Below are 14,350 nucleotides of genomic sequence, written 5' to 3' on the forward strand. Positions count from 1 at the left end.
CCCGGCGGGACAGGGGGTGCCCGGTCAGCCGACCGGGCACCCCTCAGGGGCGTAGGCCCTAGTAGTCCTGGTAGGCGGTATACCGGCGGCTGCCCGTCGTGCCGTCCTGCACCCACACGGTCACCCGGACGGTATCGCTCAGCTTCGGAGTGGGGTAGGCGTGGTTGCCCTCGTCGCAGGTGTCGTTGAAGCCGTCGGCGTCCTCGGCGGTCGCGATGACCTTGCCCGTGGTGAGGTTCCGCATCTCCGCCCGCGCACGGTAGCCGTCCTTCTTGTCGTCGCAGACCGACAGCTCCCAGGCGTTGTAGACCTCCAGGTACGCCGTCGCGGAGTCGTTCGTGGTCTCCACGGCGATCTCGTAGAGGGCGGCGGTCCGCGCGGCAGCGGTGCCCGCCTGGGCCGCCGTCGCGCCGACGGGCAACAGCATGAGCGTGGCCAGAGCCATGGTTGAGATCCTTCGCAGCACTGTTCGTCCTCCCGGTCGTGTGCCGGCCGGAATCAGGTCGGCCGGATGACTCCACGATGGGGAGGCCGGATCAACCGGGGCAACGGTGGACGGCGTTCGGGACGGATCCGAACAGCCCTGCCGGGGCCGGGCGCGGCGGCGCGGGGCACCTTCGTCGGATACGGCGGGAGGCCGTACGCGAGAGAGAGGCGGCGCCCCGCGCCACCGTGTGCCGGACGTTGCCGAGCGCCCGGCGGAGCCCGTCGCGATCGGGCCTGGTCACGGGTAACAGCATGCGGTCGTCAAGTGTGCGGTGGCAACGGGATTAGCGGGACGGTACCCGTGACGTATTGACCGGCCGTGATCAACGGGACGACACTTTGCGCACTCGTTGACGGAACCACCTCAGGGAGGTGCGCAGTGGCCACGACGCCCGTTCCGACCGCAGAGCAACCGATGGACGACGACGCCCGGCGACTCGCCGAACTCGGCTACAAGCAGGAACTGCGCCGCAAGTGGAGCGGCTTCTCCAACTTCGCCATCTCGTTCTCGATCATCTCGATCCTGGCCGGCTGCTTCACCACGTTCGGCCAGGCGTGGAACAACGGCGGACCGGTCGCCATCTCCTGGGGCTGGCCGCTGATCTCACTGTTCATCCTGATCATCGGTTTCTGCATGGCCGAGCTGGTGTCGGCGTACCCGACGGCGGGCGGCATCTACTGGTGGGCGGCGACCATGGGTCGCCCGGCGCACGGCTGGTTCACCGGCTGGTTGAACCTGATCGGCCTGGTCGCCGTCACCGCGTCGGTCGACTACGGCTGCGCGACCTTCCTCAACCTCACCCTGTCGGCGCTCTTCGACGGCTGGGCCGGGACGCTGCGGCAGGCGTTCATCCTGTTCGTGATCATCCTGGCGCTGCACGGCCTGATCAACATCTACGGGCACCGGATCATCGACGTACTCCAGAACGTCTCGGTCTGGTGGCACGTGGCCGGCGCCGCCGTCGTGGTGGCCATCCTGGTGTTCGTCCCCGACAACCACCAGAGCTTCCAGTTCGTGTTCACCGAGCGGTTCAACAACTCGGGCTTCGGTGACGGTGACACCGGCGGCCTGACCTTCTGGTTCTACGTGCTGCCGCTGGGCTTCCTGCTCACCCAGTACACGATCACGGGCTTCGACGCCTGCGCGCACGTGTCCGAGGAGACCCGGGGTGCGTCCCAGGCCGCCGCCAAGGGGCTCTGGCAGTCGATCTTCTACTCGGCGGTCGGCGGCTGGATCCTGCTGCTGGCCTTCCTGTTCGCGGCCACCGACGTCGAGGCGGTCAACGCCGCCGGCGGCTTCTCCGGCGCCATCTTCGAGTCCGCGCTGACCCCGGTCTTCTTCAAGGTCGTCATCATCATCTCCACCATCGGGCAGTTCTTCTGCGGCATGAGCTGCGTGACGTCGATGAGTCGCATGGCGTACGCGTTCAGCCGTGACCGGGCCGTGCCGGGCTGGCGGCTCTGGTCGAAGGTCGACCGCAACGGCACCCCGGTCAACGCGATCATCGGCGCCACGGTCGCCGGCCTGGTGCTCACCCTGCCGGCGCTCTACGAGAGCTCGGCCGGTATCCCGATCGCCTTCTACGCGGTGGTCTCCGTCGCGGTGCTCGGCCTCTACCTGTCCTTCCTCATCCCGATCGCGCTGCGGCTGCGCATGGGCGACCGATTCGTGCCCGGTCCGTGGACGCTGGGACGCAAGTACAAGCTGTTCGGCTGGATCGCGGTCATCGAGATCGCGGTCATCGCCGTGTACTTCGTGCTGCCGATCGTGCCCGCCGGGGTGCCCGGCGACGACGAGTTCACCTGGTCCGCGGTGAACTACGCGCCGCTGGCCGTCGGCGGGGTGCTGCTGGTGGTGGCCGTCTGGTGGTACGCCTCGGCCCGGAAGTGGTTCACCGGCCCGGTCCGTACCGTCGAGGAGCGGTCCGCGCGTACGCCCGCCGAAGGCTCCTGACCCCCCTGCGGTGTAAGGAAGGGCCCCTTGTTCAACAAAATCCGATAACAAGGGGCCCTTCCTTGCATCCGGGGCGGTGCGCGGGGGCATTGACGGTGATCCGGTTTGCCAGTAGACCTTGGTGATGGAGGCCCGCTCATGAGGAATGCGCCGCTCACGCTGGAACAACTGCGGGTCGCCGTCGACGATGGCGAGATCGACACCGTGGTGCTGGCCCTGGTCGACATGCAGGGCCGGTTGCAGGGCAAGCGGTTCCACGCGCCCTTCTTCCTCGACCAGGTCGTCGAGGGCGGCAGCGAGGGCTGCAACTACCTGCTGGCGGTGGACGTCGACATGAACACCGTCGACGGGTACGCGATGTCGAGCTGGGAGCGCGGCTACGGCGACTTCGCCATGGTGCCGGACTTCGCCACCCTGCGCCGGGTGCCCTGGCAGCCGGGCTCGGCGATGCTGCTGGCCGACCTCGCCTGGCTGGACGGCTCCGGTGACGTGGTCGCCTCGCCCCGGCAGATTCTGCGCAAGCAACTGGACCGACTGGCTGAGCACGGGCTGACCGCGTACGCCGGCACCGAGCTGGAGTTCGTGCTGTTCCGCGACTCGTACGAGGACGCCTGGCGGCGCGGCTACCGCGACCTCACCCCGGCAAACCAGTACAACGTGGACTATTCGCTGCTCGGGACCGCCCGGGTGGAGCCGCTGCTGCGTCGGATCCGTACCGAGATGGCCGCCGCCGGGCTCACCCCGGAGAGCGCCAAGGGCGAGTGCAACCTCGGCCAGCACGAGATCGCCTTCCGGTACGACGAGGCGGTGGCCTGCGCCGACCACCACGTCATCTACAAGAACGGCGCGAAGGAGATCGCCGCCCAGGAGGGCATGTCGATCACCTTCATGGCCAAGCCGAACGAGCGGGAGGGCAACTCCTGCCACATCCACTTCTCGCTCCGGGACTCGTCCGGCTCGTCGGCCATGCTCGGTGACGGGCCGGCGCACCTGAGCGAGACCGGGCAGCGGGTGCTTGCCGGGTTGCTCGCCACCATGCGGGAGTTCAGCCTGCTCTTCGCGCCGAACATCAACTCGTACAAGCGCTACCAGCCGGGCTCGTTCGCCCCGACGGCGCTTCGCTGGGGTGTCGACAACCGCACCTGCGCGCTGCGGGTGGTCGGGCACGGGCAGGGCATGCGGGTGGAGAACCGGGTGCCCGGCGCCGACGTCAACCCGTACCTGGCGATCGCCGGGCTGGTCGCGGGCGCGTTGCACGGCATCGAGCAGGGGCTGGAGCTGGGCGCGGAGTGCGCCGGCAACGCGTACGACGACCCGGACGCCGAGCGCGTCCCCAGCACGTTGCGCGACGCCCTGACCCTGTGGGAGGCGTCCGAGGTGGCCCGCGAGGCGTTCGGCGACGAGGTGGTGGCCCACTACGCCAACCAGGCAAAGGTGGAGCTGAAGGCCTTCGACGCGGCGGTAACGGACTGGGAGCTGACCCGTGGCTTCGAACGCCTCTAGGGCCTGTTTCATAAGAACTGGCCGGCCTGCGGCGGGCCCGGACGACGACCGGCGGCGTCGCGGTGTCGTCCGGATACAACACCGGTATCCGGACGACACCGCGCCTTGCCGGATCGCCGCCCGGACTCCGCCTCGGCTCGACCGCCCTTATGAAACAGGCCCTAGGGCCTGCCTCCGCCGCGATCTTGCACTTTCTGTCGTTGGTTTGGGGCGACTCGCGGCTTATGTCGGCACAGAAAGTGCAAGATTGCGCGGATTGGTGAGGGGTGGGACGCGTGAGCATGCTTGTTGATCCGGCTTCCGGGGTGGGGTTTCGGGAGGTTACCGGGGCCTCGGTGGGGGAGGTGGATGCTGCCATCTCGCGGGCCGCGACGGCGTTCGAGACGTGGCGGGAGGTGGCGCCGGGGGATCGGGGGCGGCTGTTGCGGCGGTTCGCCGCCGTCGTCGACGCGCACCTGGACGAGCTGGCCCGGTTGGAGGTGCGCAACTCCGGGCACACCATCGGCAACGCCCGCTGGGAGGCCGGCAACGTCCGCGACGTGCTGGACTACTACGCCGGTGCGCCGGAGCGGTTGACCGGCCGGCAGATCCCCGTACCCGGTGGCCTCGACGTCACCTTCCACGAACCGCTCGGCGTGGTTGGCGTGATCGTGCCGTGGAACTTCCCGATGCCCATCGCCGCCTGGGGGTTCGCCCCGGCCCTCGCCGCCGGCAACACGGTGGTGCTCAAACCCGCCGAGCTGACCCCGCTCACCGCGCTGCGCCTGGCCGAGCTGGCCCGCGAGGCCGGCCTGCCCGAGGACGTGTTCACCGTGCTGCCCGGCGAGGGCGCGGTGGTGGGGGAGCGGTTCGTCAGCCACCCGGCCGTTCGCAAGATCTGCTTCACCGGCTCCACCGAGGTCGGCACGCGCATCATGGCCGGCTGCGCCGCCCAGGTGAAGCGGCTCACGCTGGAGTTGGGCGGCAAGAGCTCCAACATCGTCTTCGCCGACGCCGACCTGGAGACCGCCGCCGCGACCGCGCCCGGCGCGGTCTTCGACAACGCCGGCCAGGACTGCTGCGCACGGTCGCGGATCCTGGTCCAACGACCGGTGTACGACAGGTTCCTGGAACTGCTCGAACCAGCGGTACGCGCCGTCCGGGTCGAGGACCCGTCCCGCGACACCGCCGAGATGGGCCCGCTGATCTCGGCGGCCCAGCGGGACCGCGTCGCCGGTTACGTGACCGGCGCGAAGGTCGCCTTCACCGGCTCCTGCCCCGACGGCGCCGGCTTCTGGCACGCGCCGACCGTGCTGCTGGCCGATTCGCCCGCCGACCGGCACTGGCGGGAGGAGATCTTCGGGCCGGTGGTCTCGGTGCTGCCGTTCGACGACGAGGCCGACGCGGTGCGGCTCGCCAACGACACCGAGTACGGCCTCTCCGGCTCGATCTGGACCCGGGACATCGGGCGCGCGCTGCGGATGGCGCGGGCGGTCGACTCGGGCAACCTCAGCGTCAACTCGCACTCCTCGGTGCGCTACTGGACCCCGTTCGGCGGGATGAAGCGCTCCGGACTCGGCCGTGAGCTGGGCCCGGACGCGCTGCACTCCTTCACCGACGTCAAGAACGTGTTCATCGCGACGAAGGAGTGAGGCCAGTGCAGGGTCGGTTGCAGGACCGGGTGGCCGTGGTCACCGGAGCGGGCAGCGGCATCGGGTTGGCCACCGTCCGGCGGTTCGCCGCCGAGGGGGCGCGGGTGGTCTGCGTCGACATCGACGCGGCGGCGGGCGAGAAGGCCGCGCAGGAGTGCGGCGGCGAGTTCGTCCGCGCCGACGTCGCCGACGAGGCGGCGGTACGTGACCTGTTCGACGGGGTGGCCGACCGGCACGGTCGGGTGGACATCGCGTTCAACAACGCCGGCATCTCCCCGCCGGACGACGACTCCATCCTGGACACCGGCCTGGACGCGTGGGAGCGGGTGCTGCGGGTCAACACCACGAGCGTCTACCTGTGTTGCAAGTACGCGATTCCGCACATGCGGCGGCAGGGCAAGGGGTCGATCATCAACACGGCCTCGTTCGTCGCGTTGATGGGAGCGGCGACGTCGCAGATCGCGTACACCGCGAGCAAGGGCGGCGTGCTGGCGATGACCCGCGAGTTGGGCGTGCAGTTCGCCCGCGAGGGCATCCGGGTCAACGCGCTCTGCCCCGGCCCGGTGGCCACCCCGCTGCTGCTGGAGCTGTTCGCCGCCGACCCGGAGCGGGCCGCCCGCCGGCTGGTGCACGTGCCGATGGGTCGGTTCGGTGAGCCGGCGGAGATCGCCGCCGCGGTGGCCTTCCTGGCCAGCGACGACGCCTCGTTCATGACCGCCGCGCAGTTCGTGGTCGACGGCGGGATCACCGGCGCGTACGTCACTCCGCTATGAGGCGGCCCCTGATCGGGATCAGCGCGTACGTCGAGCCCGTCGACTGGGCCGTCTGGCGTGGTGTGCGGGCGGTCCTGGTGCCCGAGGCGTACGTGCGGGCGGTGACCGCCGCCGGTGGCCGGGCGGTGGTGCTGCCCCCGGACGACGTCGACGCCGACGTGCTGGCGGTCCTCGACGGGCTGCTGCTGGCCGGGGGCGCCGACGTGGGCCCGGGGCGGTACGGCCAGCAGCCGCACCCGCGGACCGAGGACCGGCCGGACCGGGACGCCGGTGAGCTGACCCTGCTGGCGGCTGCCCTCGCCGCCGACCTGCCCGTGCTCGGCGTCTGCCGGGGGATGCAGCTGCTCGCCGTCGCCTACGGCGGCACCCTGCACCAGCACCTGCCGGACGTGCTCGGCTCCGAGGAGCACCGGCCGGCGCCGGGCGTCTACGGCGCCCATCCGGTGCGCTTCGCGCCGGGCAGCCTCGCGGCGCGGACCCTGGCCGGGGTTCAGCAGGTCAACTCGTACCACCATCAGGCGGTCGCCACCGCGGGCCGGCTCACGGTGACCGGCTGGGCGGCCGACGGCGTGATCGAGGCGGTGGAGGATCCGGCCCGTGCGTTCGTGCTGGGCGTGCAGTGGCATCCGGAGAACGAGCCGGACCCGCGCCCGATCACCGCGCTGGTCCGGGCCGCCCGGGGGTCCGGCTCGCCGGTGAGTGACCACGACGAGGGGGTACGCGTGGCCGGATCACCGGTGCTGTGACGCAGGTCGCCCCCGTCGCATGGGTCGGGCGGTGGGAGGATCAGCGTATGGGCAAGGTCTATCCGGAGATCGACGGTCGTCTGCGGGAGTTCATCGCGGCCCAGCAGGTCTTCTTCGTGGCTACCGCGCCGTCCGGTCCCGAGGGGCATGTCAATGTCTCACCGAAGGGCATGACGGGCACCTTCGTGGTCCTCGGCCCGCACCGGGTGGCCTACCTCGACTATCACGGCAGCGGGGCGGAGACCATCGCCCACCTGCGGGACAACGGCCGCATCACGCTGATGTTCTGCGCCTTCGACGGGCCGCCGAAGATCGTGCGCCTGCATGGCAGGGGCCACACCGTGGCGGTGACCGAGGCGGGCTTCGCCGACCGTCTCGCCGAGTTTCCCGCTCCACCGGACGTGCACGCCGTACGGGCCGTCATCACCGTCGACGTGCAGCGGGTCAGCGACTCCTGCGGTTACGCCGTGCCGCTGATGGACTACCGCGCGGAACGCGACCTGTTACTCACCTCACACTCCCGTCGCACGGCCGATGATCTGGTGACCTATCGCGCCACCAAGAACGCCGCGAGCATCGACGGATTGCCGGTCTTCTGAGTGCTCAGGACACGTGTGCGCCCCCGTCGGTGCGCCGCGTCCGCCCCCGTGCCGTCGGGTCGGCGACCACCGGAGTGCACGTAACCAGCGTCCACGGGTCGTCATGCGTTACGTTGCTGGTCCGCCGGGGTACAAGTCGGAGCACGGCGCGTGGAGATCAACGGCTGAGGGGTACGGCCGAAGCGGGGGAGGCTGCATGAGCTCGGCCCAGGGGGGCGCGGACGCGGGGCGTTCCTTCGCGGACGGCCACGAGATCCCCCCGCTGTTGGCCGCCGCCTTCGCGAACGGCGGTGAGCTGGGCGAACGGCTCCGCGCCCTCGACTGGTCCACCGCGCCGCTGGGCGGGCCGTCCCGCTGGCCGGTGGCCCTGGCCAGCGCCGTCGGCATGATGCTCTCCTCCAGCGCGCAGATCGTCATGTTCTGGGGCGACGACCAGCTCGCCTTCTACAACGACGCGTACCGGCCGACCATCGGCAGCAAGCATCCGCACGTGCTCGGTCAGCCGGCCCGACACCACTGGGCCGAGACGTGGGACGTCCTCGGCCCGCTGCTCGAAGGCGTCCGCAGCACCGGGCTCTCCTACCGGGGCGCCGACCACCCCTTCCTGCTGGACCGCTCCGGCTTCGTCGAGCAGACCTACTTCGACGTCTCGTACGACCCGATCCGCGGCGCCGACGGCTCGGTCAGCGGCGTGTACTGCATCGTCAACGAGACCACCGGCCGGGTGGTCGGTGAACGCCGACTGCGGGCGTTGTCCGAACTGGGCGCCGAGCTGGCCGACGTGAACAGCGCCGGCGAGCTGGGCCGGACCGCCGCCGACGTGCTCGGCCGGCACTCCGCCGACGTACCCTTCGCGCTCATCTACCTCGCCGACGACACCGGTGAGTTCCGGCTCACCGGGGCCAGCGGCGTCGATCCGGCGGCGGTCGACGCTCCACCGGCGACGTTCGCCGAACTGGTCGCCGAGGGCGCCTCCGCCACCGTGCGGGTGCGCGACCTGGTCGCGCGGCGACCGGCCGACGCCTCCGACGTGGCGCTCGTGCTGCCCGTGAAGGCGACCAACGAGACCGTCGGCGCGCTGGTCGTCGGCGTGGCCCGCCTGCTGCCGCTCGGCGACGAGTACCGCGACTTCCTCGACCTGGTGGCCGCGCAGGTCTCCCGGGCGGTCGGCACCCAGCGGGCGTACGAGCAGGAGCGCGCCCGAGCCGCCGAGCTGGCCGCGCTGGACCGGGCGAAGACCAACTTCTTCGCCAACGTCAGTCACGAGTTCCGCACCCCGTTGACGCTGGTGCTCGGCCCGCTGGAGGACATGCTGGCCGACCCGGAACTGCCCGCCGCCTACACCGACCGACTCGTCGTGATGCACCGCAACGCGATGCGGCTGCTCAAGTTGGTCAACACCGTGCTCGACTTCTCCCGGTTGGAATCCGGCCGGCTCGCGGCCCACTACCAACCCACCGACCTGGCCGACTACACCGCCCGACTGGCCAGCACCTTCCGCTCGGCCACCGAACGCGCCGGCCTGCGGCTGGTCGTGGACTGCCCGCCGCTGCCCGCGCCGGTCTTCGTCGACCGGGACATGTGGGAGAAGATCGTCCTCAACCTGGTGTCGAACGCCGTGAAGTTCACCTTGGACGGCGAGATCCGCGTGCGGGTCCGGGCCGACGGCGATCTCGCCCGGCTGGATGTCGTCGACACCGGCGTCGGGATCGTCCCGGACGAACTGCCGCACGTCTTCGAGCGTTTCCACCGGGTGCCCGGCGCGCGCGCCCGTACCCATGAGGGCACCGGTATCGGGCTGGCGCTGGTCCGCGAGCTGGTCGAGATGCACGGCGGTACGGTCGGCCTGACCAGCCAGGTCGACGAGGGCAGCACCTTCACGGTGACCGTCCCGTTCGGGTCCGATCACCTGCCCGCCGACCGGGTGGTCGCGTTCGCCCCCCTGCCGACGGGCGAGCCCGAGCAGGCCCGGCTCTTCGTGGCGGAGACCGCCCTGTGGGCCGCCGAGGACGGCACCGGTGAGGCCGGCCAGCAGCCGACCGCACTCGCCCCGAGCGGCCGGATCCTGGTCGTCGACGACAACGCCGACCTGCGTGAGCACGTCACCCGGTTGCTCTCGCCGACCTGGGAGGTGGTCACCGCCAGCGACGGTCGGGCGGCCTTGACGCTGGCCCGCGAGGGCGGGTTCGACCTGGTGCTCAGCGACGTGATGATGCCCCGGTTGGACGGGTTCGGTCTGGTCGGCGCGCTGCGCGCGGACCCCCGTACCCGTGATGTGCCGATCGTGCTGCTCTCCGCCCGCGCCGGCTCCGCGGAGGCGGTCGCCGGCCTCGCCGCCGGCGCCGACGACTACCTGACCAAGCCGTTCTCCGGGCAGGAGCTGATCGCCCGGGTCCGGGCCAACGTCGAGCTGGGTCAGCTACGCCGCCAGATCATCCGTCGTCTGCGGGCGCTGGCCGACGCGGCGGTGGCGGTCAACACGGCCCGGTCCACCGCCGACGTGCTCCAGGTCGCCGCCCGGCACGCGCTCAGCCTCGCCGAGGCGGCCCGGGTCGTGGTCAGCGCGGCCGGCTCCCGGTTCGAGGCCGACGCTGGCGGTGAAACGGCCGCCGATCCGACCTTCGTGGCCCCGCTCACCGGGACCAGCCGCGAACAGCTCGGCGAGCTGCGGGTCTGGCGGGCCGCCGACGACGACGCGCAGGCCGACGAGGCCGCGCTCACCCAACTGGCCCGGCTGGTCGGCGTCCGACTCGAGAACGCCCAGCTCTACGAGGCTGAACACCACATCGCCACCACGTTGCAGCACAGCCTGCTGCCGAGGACGCTGCCCCAGCTGCCGGGCGCGGTCGTCGCGAGCCGCTACCTGCCGGGCAGTGCCGACGTCGAGGTCGGTGGGGACTGGTACGACGCGCTCGCGCTCGACGCGGACAACCTCGTGCTGGTCATCGGCGACGTGGTCGGCAAGGGCGTCCAGGCCGCCGCGGCCATGGGCCAGCTGCGCAACGCGCTGCGGGCGTACCTGCTGGAGGGCTTCGACCCGGGCGAGTCGCTGACCCGGCTCAACCGGCTGGTCGTGTCCACCGAGGAGTCGTCGTTCGCGACGGTGGTCTGCCTGCTGTTCAGCCCCCGCACCGGTCGCCTGCGCTACGCCAGCGCCGGTCACCCGTCCCCCCTGCTGATCCGAGGAGACGACGTGGCGTTCCTGCACGACCGTGCGCTCGGCCCGCCGGTCGGCGCCATCCCCGGCACCACCTACCGGACCGTCGAGGGTGAGCTGCCCGCGGGCAGCCGACTGCTGCTCTACACCGACGGGCTGATCGAGGACCGTCACCTCGGCATCGACGCCGCGCTGGCACAGTTGCGGGTCGACGCCGCCGCGCCGGGCCACCACGTGGCGGATCTGGTCGACACGGTCGTCGAGCGGGTGACCGGGCGACCACGTCGCGACGACGTGGCGGTGCTCGCCGTGGAGGCGGCGGAGCTGAACCGGTTCGCGTTGCGACTGCCGGCCGACCCGACCCGACTGAGCGTGCTCCGCAAGCGCCTGGAGGACTTCCTCGTCGCGCACAACGTCGGCGAGACGGACCTGTTCGACCTGACCGTGGCGGTCTCGGAGGCCGCCGCGAACGCCATCGAACACCCCGTCCAGCCCGCCGAGGCGGTGATCACCGTGGAGGTGGCCATCGAGGACCGGACGGTGATCGCCACCGTGCGTGACACCGGCCAGTGGCGGGAGTCCACCGACTCCGGCTTCCGGGGGCGCGGACTGTCGCTGATCAAGGCGTTGGGTGACCTGATGGTGCGGCGTACCGACGGGGGGACCGAGGTGACGCTGCGCCGGCAGTTGCAGGGCTGACGGGGCGCGGCCAGGTCTCAGACCGGATCGAGCCAGGGCTGATCGCCCAGCCCGGAGATCTCCAGCACGCGGCGTACCTGCCGGGACGGCAACACGGTGAGCGTGCCGGAGAACCGCTGGGCGAGCCGGACCACCGCGTGGATGGCCGCCGAGTCGAAGAAGGTCACCGCCCGCAGGTCGAGGGTGAGCCGGCTGGCGGGCTCGCGTAGGGCGGTCTGCGCCATCGTGTCGGCCGTCGCCATGTCGACCTCGCCGGTCACCACCACGTGGAGGTGCTCTCCGTCGATCTCCGCGCGGGCGGAGAAGACGGGTGGTGCTCCCCCTTGATCCACGCAGACACGATGGCACAGCCGACCAGGCAGGGCAACAACCGGTACCGACCGGCCGTGGCACGGGTCACGGCGTCAGCGACGATAGGCTGGGGGGCATGACCGTCCGTGCGCCGCTGACCCCCGGCACGCTGTCCCCGACGCGACCGGTGCCCGCCCACATTCCCCGCCCGGAGTACGTGGGTAAGAAGGCGCCGCAGCAGTGGCGCGGCTCGCACGTGCAGACGCCGGAGACCATCGAGAAGATGCGGATCGCCAGCCGCCTCGCCGCCCAGGCGACGCAGCTCGCCGGCGAGCACTGCAAGCCCGGCGTCACCACCGACGAGATCGACCGCGTGGTGCACGAGTTCCTCTGCGACCACGACGCGTACCCGTCGACGCTCGGCTACCGGGGCTACCCCAAGTCCTGCTGCACCAGCCTCAACGAGGTCATCTGCCACGGCATCCCGGACTCCACGGTCCTGGCCGACGGCGACATCATCAACGTCGACGTGACCGCGTTCATCGGCGGTGTGCACGGCGACACGGATGCCACCTTCTGCGTCGGCGAGGTCGACGAGGAGGCGCGGCTCCTCGTCGAGCGCACCCACGAGGCGATGATGCGCGGCATCCGCGCGGTCGCGCCGGGTCGCCAGATCAACGTGGTGGGCCGCGTCATCGAGTCGTACGCCAAGCGGTTCGGCTACGGCGTGGTCCGCGACTTCACCGGCCACGGGATCGGCGAGACCTTCCACAGCGGCCTCTACGTGCCGCACTACGACAGCCCCCGGCCGACGGACGTCATGGAGCCGGGAATGACCTTCACCATCGAGCCGATGATCACCCTCGGCACCTACCAGTACGACATGTGGGACGACGGGTGGACCGTGGTCACCAAGGACCGCAGGTGGACCGCGCAGTTCGAGCACACCATCGTCGTCACCGACGACGGCCACGAGATCCTGACCCTGCCGTGAGCGCGAGGAACGCGGCGAAGCGGAGTCCCGCAGTCGCGAACGAAGGGCAGACGCCGTGACCGAGACCCCCGCCGCCCTGCGCGAGGCGCACCACGCGGACGTCTCCGGTGGCTGGCTGCGCCCGGCGGTCTTCGGCGCGATGGACGGCCTGGTGACCAACATCGCCCTCATCGCCGGCGTCGGCGGCGGTGGCGTCTCGCCGCACAGCATCGTGCTGACCGGCACCGCCGGCCTGGTGGCCGGCGCGATCTCAATGGGGCTCGGCGAGTACACCAGCGTGCGCTCGGCCAACGAACAGGTCGCCGCCGAGGTCGCCAAGGAGCGGCGCGAGCTGGAACGGCACCCCGAGGCGGAGGCGCGCGAGCTGGCCGACGCCTGGGTGGCCCGGGGCCTGCCCCGCGACCTCGCCATGCAGGTCGCCGAGGCGGTACGGCGCGACCCGGAGGAGGCGCTGCGGGTACACGTCCGCGAGGAGTTGGGCGTCGACCCCGACGATCAGCCCAGCCCGTGGGCGGCGGCGATCTCCTCCTTCGTGTTCTTCTCGCTGGGGGCGCTGGTCCCCCTGCTGCCGTACCTGTTGGGCGCCACCGACCTCTGGCTGGCGCTCGCCGTCGGCGGGCTCGGGCTGTTCGCCGCCGGCGCGGTGGTGGCCCGGTTCACCAACCGACCCTGGTGGACCAGCGGCCTGCGTCAACTCGTACTGGGCGCCGCGGCGGCCGGGGCCACCTACCTGGTCGGTTCGCTGATCGGGGTGCAGGGCGGGCTGTGACGCCCGGTCAACCGCCGAGCAGATCGTCGATCGTGCCGTCGACCGGGCGGCCGCGCGCCGCCAGCTCCTCGGCCTGCCGGGTCAGTACCGCACCGACCTCGGTCATGTCCGCGCCGGCCAGACCCGTACGCCGCACCGCGTCGCCCGGATCGCGGAAGTAGGTGCGGCCCAGCAGGCCGGTCACGGTCGCCGCGGCCAACCGCGCCTCACCGAGCATCAGCAGCGCCTGGTCGGTCTCGTACCACTCGGCCAGTCGGGCCGCCCGCGCGTGCGCGGCGCTGCCCCGGTACCAGGCCTGCCGCGCCGCCGTGCTGAACTCCGCCGGCCGGGCCCGGGCGAGTCGGCCGAGGTGCTCGTCGCGCAACGTCCGCAGCCAGCCCGTCGGGTCGAACAGCGACCGGGTGGTGACGTACCGGTCGGCCGTCAGCGGCCACAACGGAGAGAGCATCCGGGCCTGTCCGAGGTAGTCGTCGGCGGCGGCCACGGTCAGGTCGACCAGCACGCCGTCCACCCGCCGGGTCGCCGGCGGCGGCCCGCCACCCGGCCGGTAGGTGACCACCAGCATCCCCACCTCGCCGTTCCCGCCACCGTCGTCGTCGCCGTGCGCGAGGGGCCCGTGGACGGCGATCGCCAGCACATCGGCCGGGAAACGTCGCTGGATCGCCTCGGCCACCCGCTCCGCCACCGACCACCGTCGGTCATCACCGAGCGCGCTCACGGGTCCACAACCTCCCCTGGGGCGACTGGC

The 14,350-nt window shown here is 71.5% G+C and carries 12 protein-coding genes; 9 read left to right on the forward strand and 3 right to left on the reverse strand.

The window, feature by feature from the left end:
• Window positions 1–58: 58 nt before the first annotated feature.
• Window positions 59–445 carry a hypothetical protein gene (locus AB0I89_RS08495; RefSeq protein WP_357122360.1) on the reverse strand — a complete coding sequence of 129 codons (387 nt, stop codon included), beginning with the start codon at window positions 443–445 and terminating at the stop codon, window positions 59–61.
• A 456-nt stretch (window positions 446–901) separates the two neighbouring features.
• Between AB0I89_RS08495 and AB0I89_RS08500 the strand changes: the two genes are divergently transcribed.
• The 7 genes from AB0I89_RS08500 to AB0I89_RS08530 all read left to right on the forward strand — a co-directional run bounded on the left by AB0I89_RS08500 (window position 902) and on the right by AB0I89_RS08530 (window position 11,548).
• Entirely contained in the window at window positions 902–2,440 is a 1,539-nt protein-coding gene (locus AB0I89_RS08500) for an amino acid permease (RefSeq protein ID WP_357122363.1), read from the forward strand.
• 138 nt (window positions 2,441–2,578) lie between these two features.
• Complete coding sequence (locus AB0I89_RS08505; protein ID WP_357122366.1) at window positions 2,579–3,943, forward strand: glutamine synthetase family protein; 1,365 nt, start codon at window positions 2,579–2,581, stop codon at window positions 3,941–3,943.
• A 281-nt stretch (window positions 3,944–4,224) separates the two neighbouring features.
• Window positions 4,225–5,574, forward strand: a complete 1,350-nt coding sequence (locus AB0I89_RS08510) for an aldehyde dehydrogenase family protein (protein ID WP_357123335.1) — start codon at window positions 4,225–4,227, stop codon at window positions 5,572–5,574.
• A gap of 5 nt (window positions 5,575–5,579) precedes the next feature.
• Window positions 5,580–6,347, forward strand: a complete 768-nt coding sequence (locus AB0I89_RS08515; protein WP_357122369.1) for a 3-oxoacyl-ACP reductase — start codon at window positions 5,580–5,582, stop codon at window positions 6,345–6,347.
• Window positions 6,344–7,093, forward strand: a complete 750-nt coding sequence (locus AB0I89_RS08520; protein WP_357122372.1) for a gamma-glutamyl-gamma-aminobutyrate hydrolase family protein — start codon at window positions 6,344–6,346, stop codon at window positions 7,091–7,093. Before AB0I89_RS08515 ends, AB0I89_RS08520 begins: the two co-directional genes overlap by 4 nt.
• Window positions 7,094–7,140: 47 nt before the next feature.
• Entirely contained in the window at window positions 7,141–7,692 is a 552-nt protein-coding gene (locus tag AB0I89_RS08525; RefSeq protein ID WP_357122375.1) for a pyridoxamine 5'-phosphate oxidase family protein, read from the forward strand.
• A 196-nt stretch (window positions 7,693–7,888) separates the two neighbouring features.
• On the forward strand, window positions 7,889–11,548 hold the full coding sequence (locus tag AB0I89_RS08530) for a SpoIIE family protein phosphatase (protein ID WP_357122379.1): 3,660 nt from the start codon (window positions 7,889–7,891) through the stop codon (window positions 11,546–11,548).
• A 17-nt stretch (window positions 11,549–11,565) separates the two neighbouring features.
• On the opposite strand, the gene AB0I89_RS08535 is transcribed toward AB0I89_RS08530, so the two are convergent.
• Complete coding sequence (locus AB0I89_RS08535; protein ID WP_357122383.1) at window positions 11,566–11,880, reverse strand: STAS domain-containing protein; 315 nt, start codon at window positions 11,878–11,880, stop codon at window positions 11,566–11,568.
• A gap of 95 nt (window positions 11,881–11,975) precedes the next feature.
• Between AB0I89_RS08535 and map the strand changes: the two genes are divergently transcribed.
• The gene (gene map, locus AB0I89_RS08540; protein WP_357122386.1) at window positions 11,976–12,833 is read left to right on the forward strand and encodes a type I methionyl aminopeptidase; all 858 of its coding nucleotides are present in this window, start codon (window positions 11,976–11,978) and stop codon (window positions 12,831–12,833) included.
• A gap of 55 nt (window positions 12,834–12,888) precedes the next feature.
• Window positions 12,889–13,602 carry a VIT1/CCC1 transporter family protein gene (locus AB0I89_RS08545; protein ID WP_357122389.1) on the forward strand — a complete coding sequence of 238 codons (714 nt, stop codon included), beginning with the start codon at window positions 12,889–12,891 and terminating at the stop codon, window positions 13,600–13,602.
• Between the two features lie 7 nt (window positions 13,603–13,609).
• On the opposite strand, the gene AB0I89_RS08550 is transcribed toward AB0I89_RS08545, so the two are convergent.
• A complete protein-coding gene (locus AB0I89_RS08550) occupies window positions 13,610–14,320 on the reverse strand; it encodes a nucleotidyltransferase domain-containing protein (protein ID WP_357122392.1) in 711 nt (236 codons plus the stop codon).
• Window positions 14,321–14,350: the final 30 nt, after the last annotated feature.

Source organism: Micromonospora sp. NPDC049801 (assembly GCF_040656575.1).
In the GTDB taxonomy this organism is placed as follows: Bacteria; Actinomycetota; Actinomycetes; order Mycobacteriales; family Micromonosporaceae; genus Micromonospora.

Coding starts and splice junctions, on each gene's coding strand:
- AB0I89_RS08495 (WP_357122360.1), bottom strand. CDS start 445: ATGGCTCTGGCCACGCTCATGCTGTTGCCCGTCGGCGCGACGGCGGCC.
- AB0I89_RS08500 (WP_357122363.1), top strand. CDS start 902: ATGGACGACGACGCCCGGCGACTCGCCGAACTCGGCTACAAGCAGGAA.
- AB0I89_RS08505 (WP_357122366.1), top strand. CDS start 2,579: ATGAGGAATGCGCCGCTCACGCTGGAACAACTGCGGGTCGCCGTCGAC.
- AB0I89_RS08510 (WP_357123335.1), top strand. CDS start 4,225: ATGCTTGTTGATCCGGCTTCCGGGGTGGGGTTTCGGGAGGTTACCGGG.
- AB0I89_RS08520 (WP_357122372.1), top strand. CDS start 6,344: ATGAGGCGGCCCCTGATCGGGATCAGCGCGTACGTCGAGCCCGTCGAC.
- AB0I89_RS08525 (WP_357122375.1), top strand. CDS start 7,141: ATGGGCAAGGTCTATCCGGAGATCGACGGTCGTCTGCGGGAGTTCATC.
- AB0I89_RS08530 (WP_357122379.1), top strand. CDS start 7,889: ATGAGCTCGGCCCAGGGGGGCGCGGACGCGGGGCGTTCCTTCGCGGAC.
- map (WP_357122386.1), top strand. CDS start 11,976: ATGACCGTCCGTGCGCCGCTGACCCCCGGCACGCTGTCCCCGACGCGA.